The organism is Cellulosilyticum lentocellum DSM 5427 (assembly GCF_000178835.2).
GTDB classification, from domain to species: Bacteria; Bacillota; Clostridia; order Lachnospirales; family Cellulosilyticaceae; genus Cellulosilyticum; species Cellulosilyticum lentocellum.
Map to the genome: position 1 here is coordinate 2,355,502 of NC_015275.1, position 24,924 is coordinate 2,380,425.

Sequence of the window (24,924 nt, forward strand, 5' to 3'; positions counted from 1 at the left end):
AGGTTTAGCTATTGGAAGGTGAGCAAGATGGAAAATATGAATGAAACAATGCAATTTCATTTAGAGGGTTTAGAAAAAGCCTCAACTAGAGAAATATTAATGGATGTTTATGTTGCTTTAGAAGAAAAAGGTTATCATCCCATTAATCAAATAGTAGGATATATTATGTCCGGAGACCCAACTTATATTACGAGCCATAATGGGGCAAGAAACAAGATTCGTAAGTTAGAAAGAGATGAGATATTAGAAGAACTAGTAACTTATTATCTTAAACGCTAAAAGTGGCTGTAGGGGGAACTCTACAGCTTTTTTATAGGAGGCACAATGTGCGTATATTAGGTTTAGATTTCGGAACAAAAACAACTGGTGTAGCCATTAGTGATCCAATGGGATGGACTGCACAAGGCTTAGAGATTATAAGAAGACAAGAGGATGAGCACCTTAAAGCAACAATGAAGCGAATTGAAGAAATCTGTACGGCTTATAAGGTAGAAAAGATTGTTCTCGGACTTCCTAAAAATATGAATAATACTTTAGGGGAAAGAGGTGAAAAGACACTTTTATTCAAGGAAAAATTAGAAAATAAGCTTAAGATTCCTGTAGAAACATGGGATGAACGTTTAAGTACAGTAGCTGCGGAACAAGTATTACTTGAAGCGGATATGAGTCGCAAAAAAAGAAAAAACGTTATTGATAAACTAGCAGCAACTATTATTTTACAAAATTATTTAGATGCTAAGCAATAATGACTATTGCTTAAGAAAACAAGAAGGGAACTATTATGGATCAAAAAATAGGTGAAAATACACCGATGAATGAAAATAATATGGAAGAAGTAGTTGAAAAAATCTCTTTTGTAGATGAAGAAACAGGCGAGGAGATTTTATTTGAAGTGATAGATGAAGTGATTATTGACAACATTAAATATATATTAGTTGTTGATGAAGAGGACATCTCCACCATTTTAAAACAAATTAATGAAAAAAATGAAGAATTAGAATATGCCCTTGTAGAAGACGAAGATGAATTCAAAAAGGCAGCTGTAGAATTTATGACAAATGAAGAGTATGATATTGAGTTATAGCCTTTTTATGATGGTATAAAATTGAGAGAATGAGAGGCTGATAGCAATGAACGCTGCACAATTTAAAGAAAAATTAAAACAAAAAGGTTGTAAACTGACCTTGCAACGTAGAAGTGTATTAGACGTCTTAATTAAACATTGTAATGAGCATTTATCTACAGAAGAAATCTATGATTTTGTTAAAGAAAATTATCCTGAAATTGGACTAGCTACGGTTTACCGTACAGTTCAGCTTTTTGAGGAGATGGGTATTGTAGATCGCTTAAATTTTGATGATGGATGTAGTCGTTTTGAACTTTCTTCAGAAGATACAGTGCATCACCATCATCATCTTATTTGCGAATCTTGCAATAAGGTGTTTGAAGTAGAAAATGATTTATTAGAAGAGATAGAAAAAGAAATTGAACGGAAATACAAATTTAAAATTCATGATCACAACGTTATGTTTTATGGCGTATGTAAGGATTGTGAACAAAAAGAATAATCGATATATAATGGAGGTGTAGCTTTGATACCCAAAAAAGCTAAAAGTAAATTGCGCATTATTCCTCTTGGAGGATTAGGCGAAATTGGAAAGAATATGACACTATTTGAATATGAAGATGACATGTTCATAGTAGATTGCGGATTAGCATTTCCTGAAGATGAAATGCTTGGAATAGATTTAGTTATTCCTGATATTACTTATGTCATGAAAAATATTCAAAAAGTACGAGGAATCGTACTGACTCATGGTCATGAAGACCATATTGGGGCATTACCTTATGTGCTTCAAGAATTAAATGTACCTATTTATGGCACAAAATTAACAATAGGGCTAGTAGAAAATAAACTAAAAGAACATAATTTATTGCGTACAACTGAGCGTATTAGCGTTATGCAAGGAGAAACGATTAAATTAGGTTCTAACTTTAAAATAGAATTTATTCGTTCAAATCATAGTATTGCAGATGCAGTTATGCTTTCTATTTGGACACCTGCTGGTATCGTAGTGCATACTGGAGACTTTAAAGTTGACTTTACACCTATTAGTGGTGCAACATTAGATTTACACCGTCTAGCAGAAATAGGTAGAAAAAAAGTATTAGCACTTATGGCAGATAGTACAAATGTTGAAAGACCAGGTTATACACAATCAGAAAAAATGGTAGGGGCTAAATTTGAAGATATTTTTGCTAATAATATAGACAAACGTATTATGGTAGCGACTTTTGCTTCTAATATCGACCGTGTCCAACAAATTGTAAATGCTGCTTATAAATATAAGCGTAAAGTAGCAGTTATTGGTAGAAGTATGGTCAATGTAGTAAAAACAGCTAGTGAATTAGGATATATCACTATTCCTGAAAACACACTGATTGAAATTAATGATGTAAAACGTTATAAAGATGATCAAGTGGTACTTATTATGACAGGAAGTCAAGGAGAACCTATGGCTGCTCTTTCCAGAATGGCTACTTCTGATCATAAGCAAATTGATATTAAACCAGGAGATGTTATTATCCTAAGTTCAACACCAATTCCAGGTAATGAAAAAACAGTTTCTAAAGTCGTTAATGAACTTTGTAAAAAAGGTGCCAAAGTTATTCGTGAAGATACTCATGTATCTGGTCATGCGGCTCAAGAAGAATTAAAACTGATTCATACTTTAATTAAACCTAAATATTTTATCCCAGTACATGGTGAATACAGACATTTACAAAAGCATACTGAACTTGCTATGGAATTAGGTATGAAACGTAATAATATTATTATTCCATCTATTGGAGAAGTCATTGAACTAGGACCTGATAATATTAAAGTTGTTGGTAATGTACCATCTGGTCAAGTTTTAGTTGATGGTTTAGGTGTAGGAGATGTAGGAAATATCGTTTTACGTGATCGTAAACATCTTTCACAAGATGGTCTGCTCATTGTAGTCATGACTTTAGAAAAGGAATCAGGTATGGTTGTAGCAGGTCCAGATATTATTTCACGAGGGTTTGTTTATGTAAGAGAAGCTGAAAATCTTATGGATGAAGCTAAAGCAGTAGTAAGAAAAGCTTTAGATCGCTGTGAAGATAAGCATATCGTAGAATGGTCACAGATTAAGACAATTGTTAAAGATGACTTACGTGAATTTGTATGGCAAAGAACTAAACGTAGTCCGATGATACTTCCAATTATTATGGAAGTTTAAATAAAAAACTCACTATTTAATGATAGAATAGTGAGTTTTTTTATTTTATATAGTTATTATTTCTTTTGTAGTTCTTTACAAAGTTTTTTTAAAGCTTTTTTTTCAATACGTGACACATAAGATCTAGAAATCCCCATTTGTTCAGCGATTTCTCGTTGTGTTTTTTCTTCTTGATTATTAAGTCCATAACGAAGTAATAGTATTTCTTTTTCTCTAGGCTTAAGTAAAATACGAATATGTTGATAAAGCTTTCGTACCTCAATGTCTAAATCTACTTGATCAAAAATAGTATCATTTTCTGTACATAAAATATCAAGTAAGCTAATTTCATTACCTTCTTGATCCATGCCAATAGGTGCATGAAGAGAGGTTTCATAACGTTGTTTACGTCCTGCACGAATACTCATAAGGATTTCATTTTCAATGCAGCGTGCAGCATAAGTAGCTAATCTCGTACATTTATTTGGATCAAAGGAGCTAATACCTTTAATGAGTCCAATGGTGCCTATTGAAATTAAATCATCTACATCATTATTAATATTATTATATTTCTTGACAATGTGTGCCACGAGTCTTAAATTTCTTTCAATTAATATGTTCTTTGCAGCTTCGTCGCCATCTTGATAACATTCTAAATAGTGCTTTTCTTCTTCAGCTGATAGAGGCTGAGGAAAAGAGGAAATGCTACTGAAATAGGAAAAACAGAAGAGTGGTAGCATAATAAGGCACACCTCCAGGAGAAAGGGTTCATAATTAGTGTATGAACTAAAAGTAGAAATGGTGCCCGTACTTAAAAAATTTTAAATACATCATAAATAGACGTAAGTATACACTTACGTCTATTTATGATTGTTCCAAACCAGTATATAATCCGTATACTGCTTTTTATAGAACCATTATTAATAATTCTTATTCTTCAAATCTTGTTTGTTCAAATTTACGTAGGATAGATGGTACAGGAACAGGTTGCTCACATTTAAAACGAATGATTTGTTTTGGATGTGGTGCCGCTTCAATAGCATTACCTTCTTCATCGTACAGCGCCTCAATTTTGACAGGAATAAAAGGTCCTTCTGGAACAAGAATTTCAACTTCATCACCTACAGAGAACTTCCTACGTTGTTCAACTGTTACCATTTGAGTAGTTGGATCATAGTCCTTAATCATACCAGAGAAGTCATAATTACGAACATAAGAGTTATGACTATAAGTTTGATCTTTTTCAGTTGGTTTATGTTGATAGAAACCTGTTGTAAATTCACGGTGGCTTGCCTTACCTACCTCTGTTAAGAAGTAATCTTTCTTAGCCTCAAACTCTTCAGGACTATTGAGGTAAGTATCAATAGCTTCACGATAAGCTTTAACAACTGTTGCTACATACAAAGGTGTTTTCATACGTCCTTCAATTTTAAAGCTATAAATACCTGCTTCTATAAGTTCTGGAATATATTCAATCATACAAAGGTCGCGAGAGTTATAAATATAAGTGCCTCTTTCATCTTCTTCAATTGGCATATATTCACCTGGTCTTGTTTCTTCAACCACACTATATTTCCAGCGACAAGGTTGGGCACATTCTCCATGATTAGCATCACGATGGGTCATATAATTGCTAAGTAAGCAACGTCCAGAGTATGCCATACACATAGCACCATGAACGAAAGACTCTAAATCAATATCTTCTGGTAAATGATCATGCATTTCTTTAATCTCAGGGAAAGAAAGTTCACGAGCTGTAACAATACGTTTAGCGCCTTGATTAGCCCAGAAGAGAGCAGTGTGGTAATTAGTATTATTCGCCTGTGTTGAAATATGAACCTCCATATGAGGTACTGTTTCACGTACAATGCTAAATACACCAGGATCTGCTACAATTAGTGCATCTACACCAATAGACTCTAGGTAAAGGAAGTATTCTTTCATCCCCTCAAAGTCTTGATGGTGAGCAAAGATATTGCAAGTAACGTAAACTTGTACACCATGAGCATGAGCGAACTCAATACCTTCTTTCATTTCCTCAGGAGTAAAATTCTTCGCTTTAGCACGAAGACCATATTTATTTCCTCCAATATAAATAGCATCTGCACCATATAAAACAGCAATCTTTAAATTTTCTAAACTACCTGCAGGTGCTAATAATTCAACTTTTTTTTGATGACTCATTTTTCTGTTCCTCCTATTTTGTAACTAAGCGCAACACCATCACCAATAGGAATAACACTTGATCTGAGTGTATCACTATGAGTAATAGTCCATAAAAATTCTCTTAATCTTGAGTGTGTCGTACGTTGTCTACGATCGATTAAGTAGCGTGAACGTGCTACCGTTCCTTTGTGTAGTACATTATCTGTAATAAGTAGTCCATTTGGTTTTAATAAACGGATACATTCAGGTAAAAAGTTAATGTACTGTCCTTTAGCGCAGTCCATGAAAATAACATCAAAGCTTTCACTAGGTAATTGTGTTAAAGTGATAGCTGCATCACCCTCGATAATTTCAATGGTATCTTCAAGACCAGCGGCTTTAATATTTTTACGTGCTTGACGTAGCATATAATCAAAGCGTTCAAGCGTGGTGATTTTGCCACCTTCTTTTAAATAACTGCTCATAAAAATAGAAGAATACCCAACAGCGGTTCCAATTTCCAGTATTGTACTTGGCTGTACTAATGAAAGTTGTACTTTGATAAAATCTGCAACCTCAGGTTTAATTATGGGCCAGGTTTCAGCCTCTATAGCAATTTGATGCTCAATATTGGCTAAAAGAGAAGAGCGGGGTACTTCATGAAGCGCCCTGATATATTCAACAATGTAGCTATAATTAATTTCACTCATAATAAGACCCTTTCTAATTTATTCTCTTATGCCACTATAAAGGAAAAATGCTATGAATTCAAGAGGTAAATACAAACTCTCTTGGAAAAGTAATTCTATAAATCCTTGAAATTTATAAAAGGAAGGGACACTAGTCACCTTCCTTTTATAAATAAAAATAATCTATTATTCTGTAAAATTAATATCATTATTTTGTTTATAACGACTTTTAGCTGCAGCATGTTCGTCAAGGGTACTGCTAAAGAAGTGTGTTCCTTTTTCTTCATCATCTACAACAAAATAATAGTAATCATGTTCTTCTGGTGAAAAGGCAGCACGTATACAATCTTCTCCGGGCATACAAATAGGTCCAACAGGTAACCCTTCATATAAATAAGTATTGTAAGGTGTATCTTTAGCTAAATCATCTGTTGTAAGATTAGCTTTACGTTTATTTAAACTATATTGAACAGAAGAACACATTTGAAGACGCATATGGTCACGTAATCGGTTATAAATAACACCTGAAATGATAGGGCGTTCTTCACTTAATTTAGCTTCTTGTTCAATAATAGATGCAATGGTTATAATTTCATGAAGACTATAAGAAGAATTATTAAGATATGCAGCATATTTAGATGTAATATCTTCAAAACGATTAAGCATCATGATAATAATTTCTTCTGCTGTAACACTTTTACGAACAATATATGTATCAGGGAATAAATAACCTTCTAATTTGTACTGATAGTTGCCATTAGTAGGAATATCTCTTAAAAAGCTATATTCTGCATCGTAACTTTTGTTAGTAACAGCATCTAAAAAGGCTTCTTTGGTTACAATATTCTTGTCTTCTAATGTCTGTGCAATCTGATTAATGGTATAACCTTCTGGAATTGTAAACTTAATTGTTTCCTCTTCATTTTTAATACTAGTTGTAAGACGCTTGAGAATTTCTGTACTAGACATATTGCTACTAATATCATATTTGCCAGGGATGTAACCAGAAGTTGCATGATAAAGTTTCGCTTCTAATTTAAAATACTTCATATCAGAAATAAAACCCTGAACATAAAGCATTTTTGCAATTTCATCAAGATTTGTAGATTCAGTAATAGTTAGTGTCATTTTAGAAACATCTTTGCTTGATTCTCTAATAGCTTCACTTTCTATAATATTAAAAGTATAGTTGTAAGAAGAAACAATTGCTTTATAACAAAAGACAATGCCAATTATTAAAATGGTAAAGCTTAAAACTGTACTTATTAAAATCCGTGAAATCCCACGTTTTTTTGCCATAATAGTCTCCTTAGAATACGTCTTTTAAAAATTATAACTATTTTTACTATACAATTCAAGACTCTAGCCGAAGCTAGAGTCTCTTTTGGCGGTTATGCATAGATAACTTGCTAATTTTAAGCTGTATGGGCTTCCCATGTTATGCTAGAAGGTTTAATCTCATCTAATAATTGAATTAAATCTTGATCGCCATGGTATAGAGGGTTACCAACTGCATCTTCACAAGCAATTAAAAATGGTACGTCTTTAAAATAGCTTATGCAGTATCTCCTTATTTCCTTTAAAGCCTTTATGTGACGAAAATCACTATAGCTTACTAGAGCAATGCCAAAATGCCTATTACAATGTGTAATAACAGTACCTTTAAAGTTCACTTTAATCAACCCCTTAATTGATTTTCAAGTGATCTATGCATTAATAATAGTATAACACAACAAATAAGGATAGGATATAAAAACAGCACATAGAGCTCTGTGCTTTTATGTGCTGCTTTTCATTAATACTGAATAAAGAAAGGTTGTATTTGCGTATGGTCAAGCGCTAATTCGATTGTAGAAAGCGTCTTAGAAAAATCAGCTACAAGAGAATACGGCTTTTTAATGGTGTCATCTTGACCTAATGGAACAAAATAAACATCTTTTTTATTAATCATATGACCAATATTTTTAAGGTTTGCTCCTACACCATCATTTGTTGCTAGGGCAATGATAATGGGTTTCCCATTTCTCATAAGTGACTTTGCAGCTAATAAAACGGGTGTATCTGTAATACCATAAGTCATCTTTGCCAAGGTGTTACCAGTACAAGGTGCAATAAGAAGTGCATCTAGAATTCCCTTTGGTCCCATTGGTTCTGCATCAACAATAGTGTGAATAATAGATTTATTGGTTAATGCTTCAATTTTATAGACAACATCAGCTTGATCACCAAAGCGAGTGGAAGTGTTATAAGCATTAAAAGACATAATAGGAAAAACATTTATTCCTTTATTAACAAGCTCTTCTATAAGGGCAATGGTTTTAGCAAAAGTACAAAACGAGCCACAAAGTGCTACGCCTAAATTTAATTCATTTAAGTTTTTCATATATGAGCCCCCTGATTACGTAAAATGAGTAAGAGACATTGGTAGAGAATATCAGCGGCGCTTTTGGGAGCGACAATACCTGGCAAACTTGGTGCTGGAACATAGCTAATGCCCTTTTGTTCAGCATAATCAACATCTATACCTCCAGGAGTAGAAGCTAGTTCAATATAAACAACTTTTGGAGAAAATAAATCAATAAGAGATGATGTTAATAAACGAACAGGAATTGTATTAAAAATGAAATCAAACTCATTCAAATAATGCGCAAGATCATCTAATGGAATAGGTCTATAGCCATAGGTGCTAATATAAGCCAAATCTTTAGTTGAACGAGCTTCTACGGAAACTTTAGCTCCTAAAGCTTGTAATTTATGCGCTAATATTTTGCCACAACGTCCAAATCCTAGTACAAGACATTTACTATTATGCAATGTGATTTCACTGTTTTGCATTGCATATTGAATAGCGCCTTCTGCAGTAGGAATAGCATTTAAAATAGCAATTTCATCTAACTCCATAATATCGCACCATTTAATATGATGTGTATTAAAAAGGTTTCTAAGGGTAGGATTGAGTACACTACCTAAAACGAAGCTGTTAGTAGCAGCTAAGAAAAATTGTTCAAGTGAAATATAGGTGTTACACATAGGCGTAAAAACGCATTTATTATCTTTTGAAAAGGGGATAGGACCTATAATATAAGGACAGTCTTTTATTTCACCTATTGAAGCACAATGATGAATAGCTTCAGGTAAATCTGGATGGCATAAGCCATATACAGATACAATAAAACCTTTTTCATACAAAATTTGGGCTAGCCTAACAAATCTTAGGTCACCACCTACAATTGCAACAGAAATTCCAGCCATCTTTCAATCCTCCAGCCTATATAAAATGTCTGCACTATAACATATGTAGAAAAAAGGAGGTTGGTGCTTGGATAATAATGACATTCAATAAAACATTGGCGTGCCTAGTAGATTTTATCGTGACTCTAGTCAATAGCTATTTTGTATAATTAAAGGACGCTTTTGCTGATAAATAGCAAAAGCGTCCTTTAATTATTGTCATTATTTATTAGTAATTTGAGAAATATTTTTCAAAACAATAGAAAGTGTGCCATTAGGATTATTCACAACTTCTATAAAGTCTGGATCTTTAAATAAATGGGTAGGAAATTTAAGTTCAATGCCGGTGTCTGTTTTAAGTTTTTGAGAAGCAAATTTATTAGAAATCTTGGGATCAGCAATTTCTATCTTAGCTTCTTTAATCCCGTATTCCTCCATTTGCATCGTGCAGCTTTCAAATACTTCTTCATCACTACCAAAAGTTTGTTCCATAATTTCTTGAACAGGTATGGTTTGTGTTCGAGCAATGCTTTCGCTAATATTATTCTTGAGTTCTGTAAGTGCACTTACTGGGTTATCATAATGTTCTTCGATGACTTTAGTTGCTACTTTTTCAATGGCTTTAATCGTGTCTTTAACAGAAAGTGCAGGCTCTAAATCAAAGAGAAGTGAAAGATATTTACTTTTTGTTCCATCTAATAAAATCACTTTTAAATTATCCGTATTAATAATCACACCTTCGTCTACTTGCTTACTAGCAGAAGGAAAAATTCCTTTGTGTTTTATGATGCGCGCTACAACCCCTGCTTCATTATGCTCTACAAAATGTGTGAACTCCTCTTTGTAATTTAATTTAAAAATACCGAGATAGTTGCCGCCATCCATCATAAAACTTGTCAAAATTAAATCACCACTAGGAATGGTGCCATATTCCATCATATAGCGATAAAAAACTTCTGCCATTTCATGAGAAAGTCTTGTAAAAGCTTCTGTGTCTAAAGGCATTTCTAAAACTTTAGGTAAAGAGGCCTCTTCTTTAAAAATAGCATCACTACTGGAACTACTTTCAAAAATTTTCATAAGATGCCTAGTAATAAAGCTTTCCGTTTCATCATTTAATAGTAACAAATCAGTTGAAAATAGTGGCATATTCATGGTTAAGTCTAATACATGAATGATTGTATGTTTGAAGGTAATACTCATTTTGATAATCTCCCAATCTATACAGTATATATTGAATAAAATAGTGTTCAAAGTACTTATTAAAACATGAATAGTATAGATGAAATTGGTTTAGTTATCAAGTAAGGTTTTTTTGTAAAGCACTCTATGCTATAATACAAAAGATTATATTGACATAAAATAAGGAGTGAACAAAAATGGAAATTTATAAAACATCAGGCGTTTGTTCATCAGAAATTCATTTTGAAGTGAAGGACGGCTATATTGAAAATGTTGAATTTATACGAGGTTGTCCAGGAAATGCTTTAGGGGTAGTCGCTTTAGTAAAAGGTTTGCCAATAGAAGAGGTTATTAACAAGTTAAAAGGAATTGATTGCCGCAATCGAGGGACTTCTTGTCCAGACCAATTAGCAAGAGCCTTAGAAGCATATATCAAAGCATAGGACACTTCTAATTTAACCACCTCAATAATATATATAAATCTAGAATGATAACAAGGGAAAGGACCTAATAATATGCACATCATTGTTCAAAAATTTGGTGGTACTTCTGTAGCCACACCTGAAAGCAGAAATAAGGTTGTAGAGAAAATTAAAGCAGCTAAATTGGAAGGAGAAGAGCCAGTAGTTGTTGTATCTGCTATTGGTAGAAAAGGTTCTCCCTATGCAACTGATACACTTATTGATTTTGTTACAGAAACGGCAGGAGAAATGAGCGATCATGCATATGACTTACTTTTATCCTGCGGGGAGATTATCTCAGCTGTAACCATGGCCACGCTATTAAATGAAGCTGGTATAAAAGCACGGGCTTTTACAGGCGGCCAGGCAGGAATTATAACCGATAGTTATCATAAAAAAGCAGATTTATTATGTACAAAACCAGATCAGCTTTTGGCAGCTTTAGAAGCCGGTGTTACACCTGTAGTAGCGGGATTTCAAGGCGTTACTATGGATGGTGAGATGACAACGATAGGAAGAGGGGGTAGTGATACCAGCGCCTCTATTCTAGGAATGGCTTTAAAAGCTGAACGCATTGAAATTTATACAGATGTCGATGGAATTATGACTGCAGATCCTAATGTTTGTGACAAAGCTAAGATTATTCCAGCCATTAGTTACAATGAAGTTTTTCAGATGGCTGATAGTGGTGCAAAGGTGATTCATCCACGTGCAGTAGAATATGCTAAGCGTGCCAATATTCCATTACTTATTAAAAACACTTTCTCTGATGAAGTAGGAACCTATATTGTACAGAATATTATACCTTATCAATCAGAAGCTAATCATAAAGTAATTACAAGTGTTGCTCATCGTAATGGACGTGTTCAGTTTACAATTCATGAAAATATATTGGCAGAGGAAGATATTTTGTCTAGAATGGCAACTGCGGATATTAGTATTGACTTAATTAATATTTTCCCGAATTATAAAGTGTTTACAATTGATTGTTCTGAGCAAAATAAATTAGAAAATCTTTTAATGCAACAGGGGTATAAGTATGACCTTTTAGAGGACTGTGCCAAAGTAACAGCTATTGGAGAACGTATGACCGGGGTACCAGGTGTTATGTCTCGTATTATTAAGGCTTTAACGAAAGCACAAATTGAAGTCTTACAAACAGCTGATTCATTAACGACTATTTCTTGCCTTATCAGAGAAAGCATGGTTTCTAAAGCAATTGATGTTTTACATGATGAATTTAATCTTTAATGTATGAAGTGGGCTTGTTCTTTGCATACTAAACATAATATGTATGGAAAGGAACAAGCCCATGAAAAATGAAAGAAATCTTGTAGATGATGTACCTATGAAAAACGATGTCCCCATGAAAAATGATGTTCCTATGAATGTACTCATAAAAAATGATGTACCCATGAATAGTAAGAATGGAGGGCAATCTTCCGATAACGCTAAAAATCAAGAAGAAAATGATATGCCACCTGCTGGTGAAGTAGCTGATAATATTAAGGAATTTGGACAACTTCCTCCTGGTAAAGAAGGTGAAAGTCCTATTCACTGCATTACTATTATTGGCCAAGTAGAAGGACATATGAGTTTACCACCACAAAATAAGACTACCAAATATGAGCATATCATTCCACAAATGGTAGGACTTTGTGATGATCCCAAAATTAAAGGTATCTTAATTATTTTAAATACAGTAGGTGGAGATGTAGAAGCAGGACTAGCTTTAGCGGAACTCATAGCCTCTGTTAATAAACCAACTGTTTCTTTAGTACTAGGAGGTGCTCACTCTATAGGTGTTCCTATTGCAGTGGCAAGTGACTATTCGTTTATTACACCTACAGCTACTATGACGATTCATCCTGTACGTATGAATGGAACAGTTATAGGTGTACAACAAACTTTTGAATTCTTCGATCAAATGCAAGAGCGTATTGTCGCTTTTGTAGCGAGAAACTCTCACATTGAAGAAACACGTTTTAAGGAACTCATGTTAAGTGTGGGTAAATTAGCGAGAGATGTAGGAACTATTTTAGTAGGCCAAGAAGCTGTAGATGAAAAAATCATAGACGAATTAGGCGGTTTAACAGAAGCTATGAGCAAACTTCATCAGCTTATAGCAGAAAGTGAGGCTAATGAGTTATGATGTATTCAGTAGCACCTATCTATGGATTAGATGAAATAATAGAATACCAAGAAATAGAGTATAATGGTTATCATGTTTTAGCGTGTAAGACGCCAGAAGGTTATATTTTAGAACGTGTTTATTCTACTAATCCTCAAGATTTTTTAAGAGAGGACTTACGTCCTGGCAAAATACTTGAAAATGCTCTTATCAAATAGAATTTTGAATGCTATAATAATAGATGTATGCAATAATGTATACATCTATTTTCATTTAATAAAGGAGATAGGGTAGATAAGAATAAAGGGGTATTACAAATGAGTAAAAAAGAAGGAAAAGGGAGATATTCTACTAAGAAAAGAACAACAGGTGAAAGAAAACGCACAGTCCTTAAGGATACTACCCCAGCTATTTCTAAAGAAATCTTAGGTATTTCTTTAATGGGTATAGGTGTTTTGATTTTAATCGGTATTTTTTCAGATAAATCCGGATTATTTGGTAGTTTTCTAAAACAAGTCTTTATAGGCTTATTTGGAGTCGGTGGCTATATTATTCCTGTAGCTACTATGATTATAGGAATTTTTTATATTCAAGGTCGATTTGATAGAGTGGTTAAACTAGCAGTTTATTTAGGGTCCTTATTATTTATGCTCATTATATTTTTTCATTTGCTTTATTATGGAGAAGATAAGAGTTTATCCTTATTAAGTATCAGTTACTTGGAAAAAGCAAGTTGGCAAAATGGGGGCTATATAGGTGCCGTGTTAAGTTACTTGTTTTTAAGTCTAATAGGTTTATATGGTACCTATGTTATTTTAACCGTTTTATTAGGAGTGTGGATTTTAGTTTTAACACAATTTCCTGTTTTTTCATGGATTAATGAACGTTTTGTAGCCTATATCAATGCACACAAAGAAAAAATGAAGGCAACCAAAGAAAACAACAAAAAGAAATCAAAAGCCTCTAAAAAGTTATCAAAACCTATGTCTGAAACACCATCAATGCAAGATGAAGAGGTAACATTGATAGCTTCTGAACCGCATAGACTTGATGAAATTCCTATATACGATTCATCAGTTTATAGTGAAAACACTACAAGAATAGAAGACACTGAAGAAACTAAAGAAGATGAACCGATAAAGGCAGCATCAAAAGTTGCAATTAATGAAGGAACTGTTATAGAAGAAACTATGGCTGAACTTACTAAAGAAAATACTGTACCTATTCCGCCGTATCAATTTCCTCCAATCACTTTGCTTCAAAAAGGACAAGCTATTCAAAATAAAGAAGCTTCAAAAAAATCTTTAAGTAATGCACGTAAACTTGAAGAAACACTAGGTAGTTTTGGAGTAGAAGCTAAGGTTACACAAATACATAAAGGACCTTCTGTCACACGTTATGAATTACAACCTAAACAAGGCGTTAAGGTAAGTAAAATTGTTAATCTTGCAGATGATATTGCTTTAAACTTAGCAGCCCCTAATATTCGTATAGAAGCACCGATACCAGGTAAAGCTGCAGTGGGAATAGAGGTAGCCAATACAACAAGTGAAATGGTATACTTAAGAGAAGTTATTGATTCTGATCGCTTCTTAGCTTTTCCCTCTAAGCTTGCTTTTGCTTTAGGCAAAGATATTGCAGGTAAACCTATTATTGCCGATATAGGAAAAATGCCTCACATTTTAATAGCTGGTGCAACTGGTTCTGGAAAAAGTGTATGTATCAACACCTTAATTACAAGCATTATTTATAAAGCTAAACCTCATGAGGTCAAACTCATTATGATTGACCCTAAGGTAGTTGAATTAAGTGTATATAATGGCATTCCGCACTTATTAATTCCGGTTGTAACTGATCCTAAAAAAGCAGCTGGGGCATTATTCTGGGCTGTTAACGAAATGACGAAACGCTATAACTTATTTGCAGAGAATAATGTCAGGGATATGAAGGGTTATAATGAGAAACAAATAGAAGAAAGTGCTAAATTACCACAGATTGTTATCATAATTGATGAGTTAGCCGACCTTATGATGACAGGTGCAAAGGAAGTAGAGGATGCTATTTGTCGCCTTGCTCAAATGGCTCGTGCAGCTGGAATTCATCTTGTTATAGCAACTCAAAGACCGTCAGTTGATGTTATTACGGGAGTTATTAAAGCTAATATTCCATCAAGACTTGCATTTGCTGTTTCCTCTGGTACAGACTCACGAACGATTTTAGATATGGTAGGGGCTGAAAAGCTTTTAGGTAAAGGAGATATGCTTTTTTATCCTGTAGGGCAATCTAAACCTATTCGTATTCAAGGTGCATTTATTTCTGACCAAGAAGTTGAAAGCATTGTAAACGCTATTAAAACAGATCATGTAGTTTACGAGGAAGAAGTCATTCAAACTTTGGAAAATGCAGCTATGCCCATAGCTGCAGATGATGAAGAGGAAGATGAACTCTTAGAAAAAGCCATTGCATTTGCTGCAGAGAAGGAAAAACTCTCTATTTCTATGTTACAACGCTATTTTAGAATAGGTTTTAATCGAGCAGCTAGACTAATGGAAGCTTTAGAAGTCAGAGGTATTGTTGGCCCTGATGAAGGAAGTAAACCTAGAAAAGTTTTATAAAATCATACCAATTTACAAAGTTAAAGGAGCAAAAGATGAAAACAGATATTCAAATTGCACAAGAAGCCATTATGAAACCTATTAAAGAAGTTGCTAAAAAAGCTGGTATTGCGCCAGAAGAGCTAGAATTATACGGGAATTATAAAGCTAAACTCTCCTATGAATTAATGAACCGCGTAAAAAGCCATTCGAATGGTAAGTTGGTATTAGTAACTGCTACGAACCCAACACCAGCTGGTGAAGGAAAAACAACAGTAACCGTAGGTCTTGGACAAGCCTTATGCAAGCTTGGACAAAATGCGATCATTGCTTTACGTGAACCATCTTTAGGCCCCTGTATGGGAATCAAAGGAGGTGCAGCAGGTGGTGGTTATTCACAAGTTGTTCCAATGGAGGATATTAATCTTCATTTTACAGGTGACATTCATGCCATGAGTGCTGCTAATAATTTACTTGCTGCTATGATTGATAACCACATTCACCAAGGTAATAGCTTAAATATCGATGTGCGTACCATTACTTGGAAAAGATGCGTTGATATGAATGACCGTGCTTTAAGAGAAATCGTAGTAGGTCTTGGTGGGCCAATGAATGGTGTACCTCGCCAAGATGGTTTTATGATTACAGTAGCTTCTGAAATTATGGCTATCTTATGTCTTGCAACAGACCTAGATGATCTAAAACAAAAAATCAGCCAAATTATTATTGGATATAATATGAAAGGTGAACCTGTAACAGCAGGTGATTTAAAAGCAGAAGGCGCAATGACTACTTTACTTAAAGATGCCATTAAACCTAACTTAGTTCAAACTTTAGAAAATACCCCTGTTATTATGCATGGTGGCCCTTTTGCCAATATTGCTCATGGTTGTAATAGTATTATTGCTACAAAACTTGCTTTAAAATTGGCTGATATTGTCGTTACTGAAGCAGGCTTTGGTGCAGATTTAGGTGCTGAGAAGTTCTTTGATATTAAATGTCGCAAAGCCAATCTAAAACCAGACGCAGTAGTATTAGTAACCACTATTCGCGCGCTTAAATATAATGGCGGCATTCAAAAAGCTGATTTACAAAATGAAAATGTGGAAGCTCTTAAAGAAGGTATGAGTAATCTAGAAAAGCATATTGAAAATCTTCAACTTTATGGTGTACCAGTTGTAGTGACCTTAAATGCATTTGTAACAGATACAGAAGCCGAAATTGCTGCTGTTGAAGCTGCTTGCAAAGCTAAAGGATGTCACTTTGCCTTAGCTAATGTTTGGGAAAAGGGTGGAGAAGGTGGTATTGCTTTAGCAGAAGAACTTCTAAAAGTTCTTGATACAGAACCTAGTAAGTTTAAAACACTTTATGATGACAATATGAGTATAGAAGATAAAATAAAATGTATTGCTACTTCTATTTATGGAGCAGATCAAGTTGTGTTTGAACCTAAAGCAAAAAAAGAACTTGCTAAAATTAACAGTTTAGGTCTTGAGTATTTACCAGTATGTATGGCAAAAAATCAATATTCTTTATCTGATGATGCGGCATTACTTGGTAGACCTAAAGCCTTTACAACAACTATTAGAGAGATTAGAATATCAGCAGGTGCTGGATTTATTGTTGCTCTTACAGGTAATGTAATGACAATGCCAGGACTTCCTAAAAAGCCTGCAGCTGAACAAATTGATATTAATAGTAAAGGCGTTGTTACAGGCTTATTCTAAAGATAATAAGGGGGAGAGAAGATGTCAAAGATTATAGATGGTAAACTTATTTCTACTATGATTAAAGATGAATTAAAAGAAGAAGTGGCATTACTTAAAACACAAGGTATTCATCCTGGTCTTGCTGTTATTTTAGTTGGGGATAATAGTGCTTCACAGGTGTATGTTGGGAATAAAAAGAAAGCTTGTGAATATGTAGGTATTAAATCTTTTAGCTATGAATTGCCTATAGAAACACCTGAAGCAGATTTACTTGAGCTTATTGATACGCTTAATCGAGATGACCAGGTACATGGTGTTTTAGTTCAATTACCATTACCAAAACATATGGATGAACAAAAAGTCATTATGCGTATTTCTCCAGCAAAAGATGTAGATGGCTTTCATCCGCAAAGTGTAGGTGCCTTAAGTATAGGACTTCCTGGCTTTGTATCTTGTACACCAGCAGGTATTATTGAACTACTTAAACGTAGTCATGTAGATATAGTAGGTAAAAACTGCGTGGTTGTTGGCAGAAGTAATATTGTAGGTAAACCTGTAAGCTTGCTTTTATTAAGAGAACATGGTACAGTTACTATCTGTCATTCTAGAACTAACAATTTAACTGATATACTTCAGCAAGCAGATATTGTGGTTGCCGCTGTAGGCATTCCAAAGTTTATTAAAGGTGAACAATTAAAAGCAGATGCAGTTGTAATTGATGTAGGCATGAATCGTGATGAAAACGGTAAGCTCTGTGGTGATGTAGACTTTGATTCAGCCAAGGATCATGTAGCAGCTATTACACCTGTTCCAGGCGGTGTAGGCCCTATGACAATTGCTATGCTTATGAAGAACTGTGTGCTTGCTGCTAAAAGTAATCACTGCTAACATAAGGTTAGCTTAACATGAAAGGAGCAGCATTTTGAATTATTTAGTATCTTTTGTATCACTTGGATGTGATAAAAACTTAGTCGATAGCGAACATATGCTAGGGCTACTCAATCAAGGAGGCTTTTCTTTAACAGGTGATGAAGAAAAAGCAGATGTCATTGTTGTTAACACCTGTTGCTTTATTGAAGATGCCAAAAAAGAAAGTATTGAAAATATATTAGAAGTGGCTGGCTACAAAGAAACAGGGAATTGTAAAGCTCTTATCGTAACAGGTTGTATGGCTCAGCGTTATAAGCAAGAAATTTTAGATGAAATTCCTGAAGTAGATGCTGTTGTAGGAACCACTTCATATGATAAGATTGTGGACATTGCCAATGGTATTTTAGAACAAAAAGGACTTCGTACTCAGCATTTTGACTTGATTGATCGTGAAATGTTAGATGAAATGCCTCGTATTTTAACAACTGCGGGTTACTTTGCTTATGTAAAGATTTCCGAAGGCTGCGATAAGCATTGTACTTACTGTATTATTCCTAAATTAAGAGGAAAATATAGAAGTCGTCAAATGGATAAAATTAAAGCTGAAGTTGAAAAATTAGCAGCAGATGGTGTTTCGGAAATTATTTTAGTAGCACAAGATACAACAGAATATGGGCGTGACCTAGAAAATGCTTCTCTTGCAAAATTACTACATGAACTTGGAGAAATAGAGGGAATTGAATGGATTCGCGTTTTATATTGTTATCCAGAAAGTATTACTGATGAATTAATTGAAGAAATTAAAACGAATCCTAAAGTATGTAAGTATTTAGACATACCTATTCAGCATGCTTCAACAGCCATTCTTAAGCGTATGGCAAGAAAAAGTTCTCTGGAACAGCTTAAAGAACGCCTTGGTAAGTTGAGACAAGAAATACCTGGTATTGCACTTCGTACAACGCTTATTGTAGGTTTTCCAGGTGAAACAGAAGAAGATTTTCAAATTTTATATGATTTTGTAAAAGAAATGCGATTTGATCGTCTAGGCGTCTTTACTTATTCAAAAGAAGAAGGAACACCAGCAGCTTTATTTGAAGATCAAATTGATGAAAAAACAAAAATTAAACGTCGTGATGCTATTATGGCACTTCAACATGGTATTTCTAGCGCCTTAACAGCTGAAAAAGTGGGTAAAACCATGAAGGTCCTTATTGAAGGTAAGATTACTGATGAGGATGTTTATATTGGTCGTACCTATCAAGATGCACCTGATATAGATGGTGAAGTATTTGTAGAATATGAAGGAGAACTCATTTCAGGTGATTTTGTAGATGTACGTATTACAGCATCAAACGACTATGATTTGATTGGGGAGATAGTAGATGAATATAGCGAATAAACTCACGTTACTACGTGTCGTTTTAGTATTTGCTTTTATGGGGATCATATGGTTACCTTTGTCTTTATCCATAGGTACAGTATTATGGATTGCACTAGCTATTTTTATTATTGCTAGTTTAACTGACTTTTTAGATGGTTATTTAGCACGTAAGCTGAATTTAGTGACTAATTTAGGTAAATTTATGGATCCTTTAGCAGATAAAATGCTTGTTACAGCTGCGATGTTAGCTGTTGTTGACTTTGGAATTAAAGGCATGTTACCTGCTGGCATATTGCCTACGTGGATTGTTGTTTTTATTCTTCTGAGAGAATTCATGGTATCAGGCGTAAGACTTATTGCAGCTAATCAAAATCATGTTATTGCAGCAAGTTACCTAGGTAAACTGAAAACAGTTATACAAATGGCTATGATTATTGTGTATTTATTACCAGTTAATTGGCCTATACTTCCTGTTTTAGCTACTTGTTTAGCTTATTTAGCTTTAGTTCTTACTTTAGTATCTGGTTTTGAATACTTATGGAAAAATAAAGATGTCTTTAAAACAGAAGCGCATTAAAAATACGGTATTTCATGATTGGTTCATGAGATACCGTATTTTTAATCTGAAATAGTATCTGTAGCATCATACTGAATATAAAGTAGCTCAGAAGGTGCTAATAAGATATATATTCAGGTTCACTTCCTAGTACAATGACCTTGTGTGATAGGGTATAACCTTGGTAGCAAAAACAAAAAAATGTAATTAATATAATGATAAGTAAAATAATAAAACGTTTCATTTTTCGCCTCACCTATCTAACTTCATTTTAATTTGTGTAGAATATGGAAATAATATACCTAAAGCTTTAAATAAAGTGAGAAATTGTTGTATAATAGGAAAGAAGGTCAAATAAGTGGAGGATATAAGGTATGCATTATAATACCATTATTGTGGGTGGTGGGCCGGCTGGTCTTTTTACTGCTCAAGCTTTAGCTAAAAAGCAAAAGAGAGTGTTATTATTAGAACGTAACAAAGGAGCAGGTAAAAAACTTCTTATATCAGGTGCTGGTCAATGTAATTTTACACATGCCGGTGATATAGAGGATTTTTTTAACTGCTATGATGATAAAGCAAAATTTCTAAAAAAAGCTTTATTAGCTTTTGACAATAAAAAAACCATGCGTTTTTTTGAAGAAGCAGGTGTAGCTTATACGGTATTCCCTAATAATAAAGTTTTCCCTAAAAGCATGAAAAGTGTGGATATCTTAAATGCTTTACTTGTTCAGTGTCAAAAGTCTAATGTAGAAATGATTTATAATGAGCTTGTAAATCAGATTTCTGTATATGATAAAGTTTTTACAGTAGAAACTGCCACTGGTAAACGCTATTTTAGTGATCAAGTTGTCATTGCTACAGGTGGAAAATCCTATGCACATATGGGTTCAGATGGAACAGGTTATTTATTAGCCAAGCATTTGGGACATCGCATTATTGAACCTAGACCAGCTTTGACAGATGTAAGACTTGATGAAAATACTTTTAAAGTGCTTTCAGGTGTTTCAGTTAAACAAATAGAAGTAACGATTTGGAGAGAACAGAAGAAAATTCAAAATTATGTAGGTGATTTATTATTTACACATAAAGGTTTGTCAGGACCGGCCATTATTAATAGTTCAAGGTGGATGAAAAGTGGTGATGCGCTGCAAGTAAATTTTCTATATCCTAAAAGCTATGAAAACATTAAAGCCTATTTTGCTTCAGAGGTTGCTAAAAGAGGAAAAGAAGAAATCATTACTTTTTTAAAGCAATTTGAATTACCACGAACACTTTATCAAGCTTTATGCCAACGTATTTCCCTAGATGAACATACAACCTGCGCAGAACTTTCAAAGAAACAGAGAGAAGCATTAGTTGACCAACTTACAAGATGTCCTTTTACTATTGCGAGTTTAGGTGGTTTTCATATAGCAATGGTAACAGCAGGTGGAGTTCATCTTAAAGAAGTGAATCCAACAACGATGGAAAGTCGTAAACAAAAAGGACTGTATTTTGTAGGTGAAGTTTTAGATATAGATGGAGATACTGGTGGCTATAATATTCAAGCGGCGTTTTCTACGGCAGCTTTATGTGCAGATAGTATTATGCAAAACAAAAAATAGAAAATATTTCCAAGGAAATATTTTCTATTTTTTGTTTTGCATAATTTATAAGAATATTAGTCTGCTTTTCTATAAGGTAAACTACTTTCGATTATTGCATGGACCTGATCTGGTAAGAGCTCTAAAGCTTCCTTACTTAAGCCCTTAGTAGGAATAGCTGGATGAATCGTTAATTTAACATGTGCAGGTTTAATTTTATTATGATTAAGTTCCATGAGCTTATAAGACCCATCAATAGTAACAGGAACAATAGGTACACCTGCTTTTGTAGCAAGCTTAAAACTTGCACTTTTAAATTCACCCATTTGATCACCTTTACTTCTTGTACCTTCAGGAAAAATAACTAATGAGTGTCCTTGCTTTAAAACCTTAATTCCCTCAATAATAGCTCCTGCGGAACCTTTTAAAGTAGAACGGTCCATAAAGACACAGTGTAATAATTCCATCCATTTCACAATGATAGGAATTTTCTTAGCTTCTATTTTAGAAATAAAGCCTTTAGGTCTATTGATATAACTCATCAAAAGAGGAATATCAAAGTTTCCTTGATGATTACTAACATAAACAACAGTTTGGTCAGTTGGAAGATTATCTAGTCCATTAACTTCTACTGTTGCACCACTACGCTTAATATTACCTAACATCCATTTTGTAGATACTTCGTGAACATAAGCTTCTAATGCTTCTACATCACCACTTTTTTGTAAACTATGGGCTTTTCTTAATTTAGGAAGAGTTCCAATCAAAGTAAAAACAAAGCTTACAAACCACATTATTGTCCTCATTTTTTCGCCTCCAAATTATCTGATACTATTTTTATTATAATACAAAACCAATGAAGGTAAAATGAAAACATCATTACTAAAGATTCAACATAAAATATTCATTCTTGTCAGAAAATATGTTATGATATAAACATTAATTGAAAGGAGTGATAAAATGGCAACCATACGTGCATTTGGTGCACTCAGACCAACCAATTCATTAGTGACTAAAGTAGCTGCTTTACCTTATGATGTAATGAATACAGAAGAAGCAAAAAAGATGGTAGAAGGAAACCCTTATTCTTTTCTTCATGTAGACAAACCTGAAATGCATATTACAAATCCAAAAGGGGATGAATTATATGCTTTCGCAGGTGATACGCTAAGACGTATGATTAAGGAAGGTGTTTTTATTAAAGATGAGCCTAGTTTATATATCTATGGTTTAAGTAATAGTATGACCACACAATATGGACTTGTTTGTTTAGTATCCGCTGAAGAATATGATGAAGGAATTATCAAAAAACATGAAAATACAAGAACTGACAAAGAGTTAGATCGTATCAAGCATGTTTCTTACTGCAAGGCCCATACAGGCCCTATTTTTCTGGCTTATAAAGGATTAGAACTTATAACAGCTTGGTTATTAGAATACACCGCTAAACATGAACCTGTTTATTACTTTATAGGAGAAGATGGTGTTAAACATGAGGTGTTCAAAGTATCTGACCCTCATACGATTCATAACATTACCTGTGCTTTTGAAGAAGCTGATGCACTTTATATTGCAGATGGGCATCATCGTGCAGCAGCTGCTGCGGCTGTAGCAAGAAAGTACCGTGAAGAAGGAAAAAACTCAGAAGATGCACAGTATTTTTTAGCAACTATCTTTCCTAAAGAACAACTTTGTATTATGGATTACAATCGTGTTCTTAAAGATGAAAGCAATTTAAATGCTGAGCAATTATTTAACCAATTACAAGAGAAATTTGAAATAGAAGCTATCAATGAAACAATTTATAAACCTAAGGAGAGACATACTTTCGGAATACGTTACGAAAAGAAATGGTATAAGTTAACTATGAAACCAGAATGGATTGATGAAACAGATCCTGTCGCTTCGTTAGATGCTTCTTTACTACAAACCTATGTTCTTGAGCCTATCTTTAAAATTCATGATCCAAAAGGTGATAAACGCATTGATTTTGTAGGAGGTATTCGTGGTATAGAAGAACTCAATAGAAGAACAGATACAGATATGGATATAGCCTTTAGCATGTTCCCAACTTCTATGGATGAACTTATTCGAGTAGCAGATGCACATCAATTAATGCCACCAAAATCAACTTGGTTTGAGCCTAAACTACGTAGTGGTATTTTTATTCATGAAATTAATGATTGAGACGTACTAAAGCCTTAAAAGTCATATATTGACAAAAACTAAAAGATTACATATAATCGTATAAGAATAGCATATGACAAACTAAACTAAACGTATAATATATATGAACTACTGTGAAAAGAAGGAGTATATAAATAAGGGTTTGCAGAGAGAGAAGCAATTGGTGAAAGCTTTTTAATACCTGTTTATAGAAGCAGTCTTGGAGTAAATATCTTGAACATACAAAAGTAGAGGTATTCGGGTGATTTCGTTAACAATCCTTAAGGTGATAGGTTTTTTATGCCTATAACTAGGGTGGTACCGCGAGAAACCTCGTCCCTATTGGGATTGAGGTTTTTTTGTATTTCCAGTAACTTTTTAAAGGAGGCTATATATGAATGACGTCTGTTTAGTTAATCCTTCTCATGGCTTAAGTGAGACTTTTATTCCAGAAGATTTAATTCAGGATCCTACTTCAGGAATCTGGGTATGTGAAGTTGTACTTCATGCTTTTATAAGGCTTAATAATAGGTTGTTTAATGAATGGTTAGAGCCTTTAAGCTTAGTAAGTGGCTATCGTTCTTTTATTTATCAGCAAAAGCTTTTTGATAAAAAAATAGCTTTCTATCAAAAACAAGGTATGGATGAAACAACAGCCAAAATAGAAGCTGCTAAAATAGTAGCAGTTCCTGGACATAGTGAACATCAGTTAGGCTTAGCCATTGATGTGACAACTTGGAGTATGAGAGTTCTGGAAGATCCTCTTATTATAAGTTTTGGTGAAACGCCCACTGGTAAATGGCTCTTGAAAAATAGTTATTTAGAAGGATTTGTACTACGTTATCCTAAAGATAAAACACACATCACACACATTACGTATGAACCTTGGCATTACCGTTATGTAGGTATAGAAGTAGCTACCGTGATGAAACAAAAGGGGCTTTGTTTAGAAGAGTATATAGCGCTAAATCAAGGTTAATATAA

26 protein-coding genes and 1 other annotated feature are annotated in these 24,924 nt (G+C 33.9%); of the genes, 17 read left to right on the forward strand and 9 right to left on the reverse strand.

What is annotated here, in order from left to right:
• Positions 1-27 precede the first annotated feature (27 nt).
• From CLOLE_RS10790 to CLOLE_RS10810, 5 genes are read left to right on the forward strand one after another with little or no spacing between them, the layout of a single operon-like run.
• Entirely contained in the window at positions 28-279 is a 252-nt protein-coding gene (locus CLOLE_RS10790) for an IreB family regulatory phosphoprotein (protein WP_013657147.1), read from the forward strand.
• Between the two features lie 47 nt (positions 280-326).
• Positions 327-746: a Holliday junction resolvase RuvX gene (gene ruvX, locus CLOLE_RS10795; RefSeq protein WP_013657148.1), complete on the forward strand. Its 420-nt coding sequence runs from the start codon at positions 327-329 to the stop codon at positions 744-746.
• Positions 747-781: 35 nt separating this feature from the next.
• Positions 782-1,084 (forward strand): DUF1292 domain-containing protein, encoded by a 303-nt coding sequence (locus CLOLE_RS10800; RefSeq protein WP_013657149.1) that lies wholly within the window; start codon positions 782-784, stop codon positions 1,082-1,084.
• Positions 1,085-1,130: 46 nt separating this feature from the next.
• Positions 1,131-1,568, forward strand: coding sequence for a Fur family transcriptional regulator (locus CLOLE_RS10805; protein ID WP_013657150.1), 438 nt, complete (start codon positions 1,131-1,133; stop codon positions 1,566-1,568).
• Between the two features lie 27 nt (positions 1,569-1,595).
• Positions 1,596-3,263, forward strand: coding sequence for a ribonuclease J (locus CLOLE_RS10810; protein WP_041713665.1), 1,668 nt, complete (start codon positions 1,596-1,598; stop codon positions 3,261-3,263).
• A 56-nt stretch (positions 3,264-3,319) separates the two neighbouring features.
• Here the strand turns inward: CLOLE_RS10810 and sigK are convergent, their stop codons facing one another.
• The 8 genes from sigK to CLOLE_RS10850 all read right to left on the reverse strand — a co-directional run bounded on the left by sigK (position 3,320) and on the right by CLOLE_RS10850 (position 10,510).
• A complete protein-coding gene (sigK, locus tag CLOLE_RS10815; RefSeq protein WP_013657152.1) occupies positions 3,320-3,982 on the reverse strand; it encodes an RNA polymerase sporulation sigma factor SigK in 663 nt (220 codons plus the stop codon).
• A gap of 190 nt (positions 3,983-4,172) precedes the next feature.
• Entirely contained in the window at positions 4,173-5,426 is a 1,254-nt protein-coding gene (locus CLOLE_RS10820) for a peptidase U32 family protein (RefSeq protein ID WP_013657153.1), read from the reverse strand.
• Complete coding sequence (locus CLOLE_RS10825) at positions 5,423-6,097, reverse strand: O-methyltransferase (protein WP_013657154.1); 675 nt, start codon at positions 6,095-6,097, stop codon at positions 5,423-5,425. The genes CLOLE_RS10820 and CLOLE_RS10825 overlap by 4 nt, the downstream gene beginning before the upstream one ends.
• A 165-nt stretch (positions 6,098-6,262) precedes the next feature.
• Positions 6,263-7,375 carry an endolytic transglycosylase MltG gene (gene mltG / locus CLOLE_RS10830; RefSeq protein ID WP_013657155.1) on the reverse strand — a complete coding sequence of 371 codons (1,113 nt, stop codon included), beginning with the start codon at positions 7,373-7,375 and terminating at the stop codon, positions 6,263-6,265.
• A gap of 116 nt (positions 7,376-7,491) precedes the next feature.
• On the reverse strand, positions 7,492-7,749 hold the full coding sequence (locus CLOLE_RS10835) for a hypothetical protein (RefSeq protein WP_013657156.1): 258 nt from the start codon (positions 7,747-7,749) through the stop codon (positions 7,492-7,494).
• 122 nt (positions 7,750-7,871) lie between these two features.
• Positions 7,872-8,459, reverse strand: a complete 588-nt coding sequence (locus CLOLE_RS10840; protein WP_013657157.1) for a dipicolinate synthase subunit B — start codon at positions 8,457-8,459, stop codon at positions 7,872-7,874.
• On the reverse strand, positions 8,456-9,328 hold the full coding sequence (gene dpsA / locus CLOLE_RS10845; RefSeq protein WP_013657158.1) for a dipicolinate synthase subunit DpsA: 873 nt from the start codon (positions 9,326-9,328) through the stop codon (positions 8,456-8,458). Before dpsA ends, CLOLE_RS10840 begins: the two co-directional genes overlap by 4 nt.
• A gap of 201 nt (positions 9,329-9,529) precedes the next feature.
• Positions 9,530-10,510, reverse strand: coding sequence for a nucleoid-associated protein (locus tag CLOLE_RS10850; protein ID WP_013657159.1), 981 nt, complete (start codon positions 10,508-10,510; stop codon positions 9,530-9,532).
• A gap of 176 nt (positions 10,511-10,686) precedes the next feature.
• Here CLOLE_RS10850 and CLOLE_RS10855 point away from each other — a divergent pair, with 176 nt between their 5' ends.
• The 10 genes from CLOLE_RS10855 to CLOLE_RS10900 all read left to right on the forward strand — a co-directional run bounded on the left by CLOLE_RS10855 (position 10,687) and on the right by CLOLE_RS10900 (position 21,795).
• Positions 10,687-10,932 (forward strand): TIGR03905 family TSCPD domain-containing protein, encoded by a 246-nt coding sequence (locus CLOLE_RS10855; protein WP_013657160.1) that lies wholly within the window; start codon positions 10,687-10,689, stop codon positions 10,930-10,932.
• 72 nt (positions 10,933-11,004) lie between these two features.
• Positions 11,005-12,201 carry an aspartate kinase gene (dapG, locus tag CLOLE_RS10860; protein ID WP_013657161.1) on the forward strand — a complete coding sequence of 399 codons (1,197 nt, stop codon included), beginning with the start codon at positions 11,005-11,007 and terminating at the stop codon, positions 12,199-12,201.
• Positions 12,202-12,244: 43 nt separating this feature from the next.
• On the forward strand, positions 12,245-13,102 hold the full coding sequence (locus CLOLE_RS10865) for a ClpP family protease (RefSeq protein WP_270049143.1): 858 nt from the start codon (positions 12,245-12,247) through the stop codon (positions 13,100-13,102).
• On the forward strand, positions 13,099-13,299 hold the full coding sequence (locus CLOLE_RS10870; protein ID WP_013657163.1) for a YlzJ-like family protein: 201 nt from the start codon (positions 13,099-13,101) through the stop codon (positions 13,297-13,299). The genes CLOLE_RS10865 and CLOLE_RS10870 overlap by 4 nt, the downstream gene beginning before the upstream one ends.
• A 99-nt stretch (positions 13,300-13,398) precedes the next feature.
• The gene (locus CLOLE_RS10875; protein ID WP_013657164.1) at positions 13,399-15,696 is read left to right on the forward strand and encodes an FtsK/SpoIIIE family DNA translocase; all 2,298 of its coding nucleotides are present in this window, start codon (positions 13,399-13,401) and stop codon (positions 15,694-15,696) included.
• A gap of 35 nt (positions 15,697-15,731) precedes the next feature.
• Complete coding sequence (locus CLOLE_RS10880) at positions 15,732-17,402, forward strand: formate--tetrahydrofolate ligase (RefSeq protein ID WP_013657165.1); 1,671 nt, start codon at positions 15,732-15,734, stop codon at positions 17,400-17,402.
• A gap of 21 nt (positions 17,403-17,423) precedes the next feature.
• Positions 17,424-18,272 (forward strand): bifunctional methylenetetrahydrofolate dehydrogenase/methenyltetrahydrofolate cyclohydrolase FolD, encoded by an 849-nt coding sequence (gene folD, locus CLOLE_RS10885; protein WP_013657166.1) that lies wholly within the window; start codon positions 17,424-17,426, stop codon positions 18,270-18,272.
• A 34-nt stretch (positions 18,273-18,306) separates the two neighbouring features.
• Positions 18,307-19,653, forward strand: coding sequence for a 30S ribosomal protein S12 methylthiotransferase RimO (gene rimO, locus CLOLE_RS10890; RefSeq protein WP_013657167.1), 1,347 nt, complete (start codon positions 18,307-18,309; stop codon positions 19,651-19,653).
• Positions 19,637-20,212, forward strand: a complete 576-nt coding sequence (pgsA, locus tag CLOLE_RS10895) for a CDP-diacylglycerol--glycerol-3-phosphate 3-phosphatidyltransferase (protein WP_013657168.1) — start codon at positions 19,637-19,639, stop codon at positions 20,210-20,212. Before rimO ends, pgsA begins: the two co-directional genes overlap by 17 nt.
• 353 nt (positions 20,213-20,565) lie before the next feature.
• A complete protein-coding gene (locus CLOLE_RS10900) occupies positions 20,566-21,795 on the forward strand; it encodes a BaiN/RdsA family NAD(P)/FAD-dependent oxidoreductase (protein ID WP_013657170.1) in 1,230 nt (409 codons plus the stop codon).
• 56 nt (positions 21,796-21,851) lie between these two features.
• Here the strand turns inward: CLOLE_RS10900 and CLOLE_RS10905 are convergent, their stop codons facing one another.
• Positions 21,852-22,580, reverse strand: coding sequence for a lysophospholipid acyltransferase family protein (locus CLOLE_RS10905; protein WP_013657171.1), 729 nt, complete (start codon positions 22,578-22,580; stop codon positions 21,852-21,854).
• Positions 22,581-22,734: 154 nt separating this feature from the next.
• Here CLOLE_RS10905 and CLOLE_RS10910 point away from each other — a divergent pair, with 154 nt between their 5' ends.
• Together CLOLE_RS10910 and CLOLE_RS10915 are read left to right on the forward strand one after the other, a co-directional pair.
• Positions 22,735-23,961: a DUF1015 domain-containing protein gene (locus tag CLOLE_RS10910; protein WP_013657172.1), complete on the forward strand. Its 1,227-nt coding sequence runs from the start codon at positions 22,735-22,737 to the stop codon at positions 23,959-23,961.
• 104 nt (positions 23,962-24,065) lie between these two features.
• Positions 24,066-24,284: a binding site (T-box leader), on the forward strand.
• Between the two features lie 50 nt (positions 24,285-24,334).
• Entirely contained in the window at positions 24,335-24,919 is a 585-nt protein-coding gene (locus CLOLE_RS10915) for a M15 family metallopeptidase (RefSeq protein ID WP_013657173.1), read from the forward strand.
• Positions 24,920-24,924: the final 5 nt, after the last annotated feature.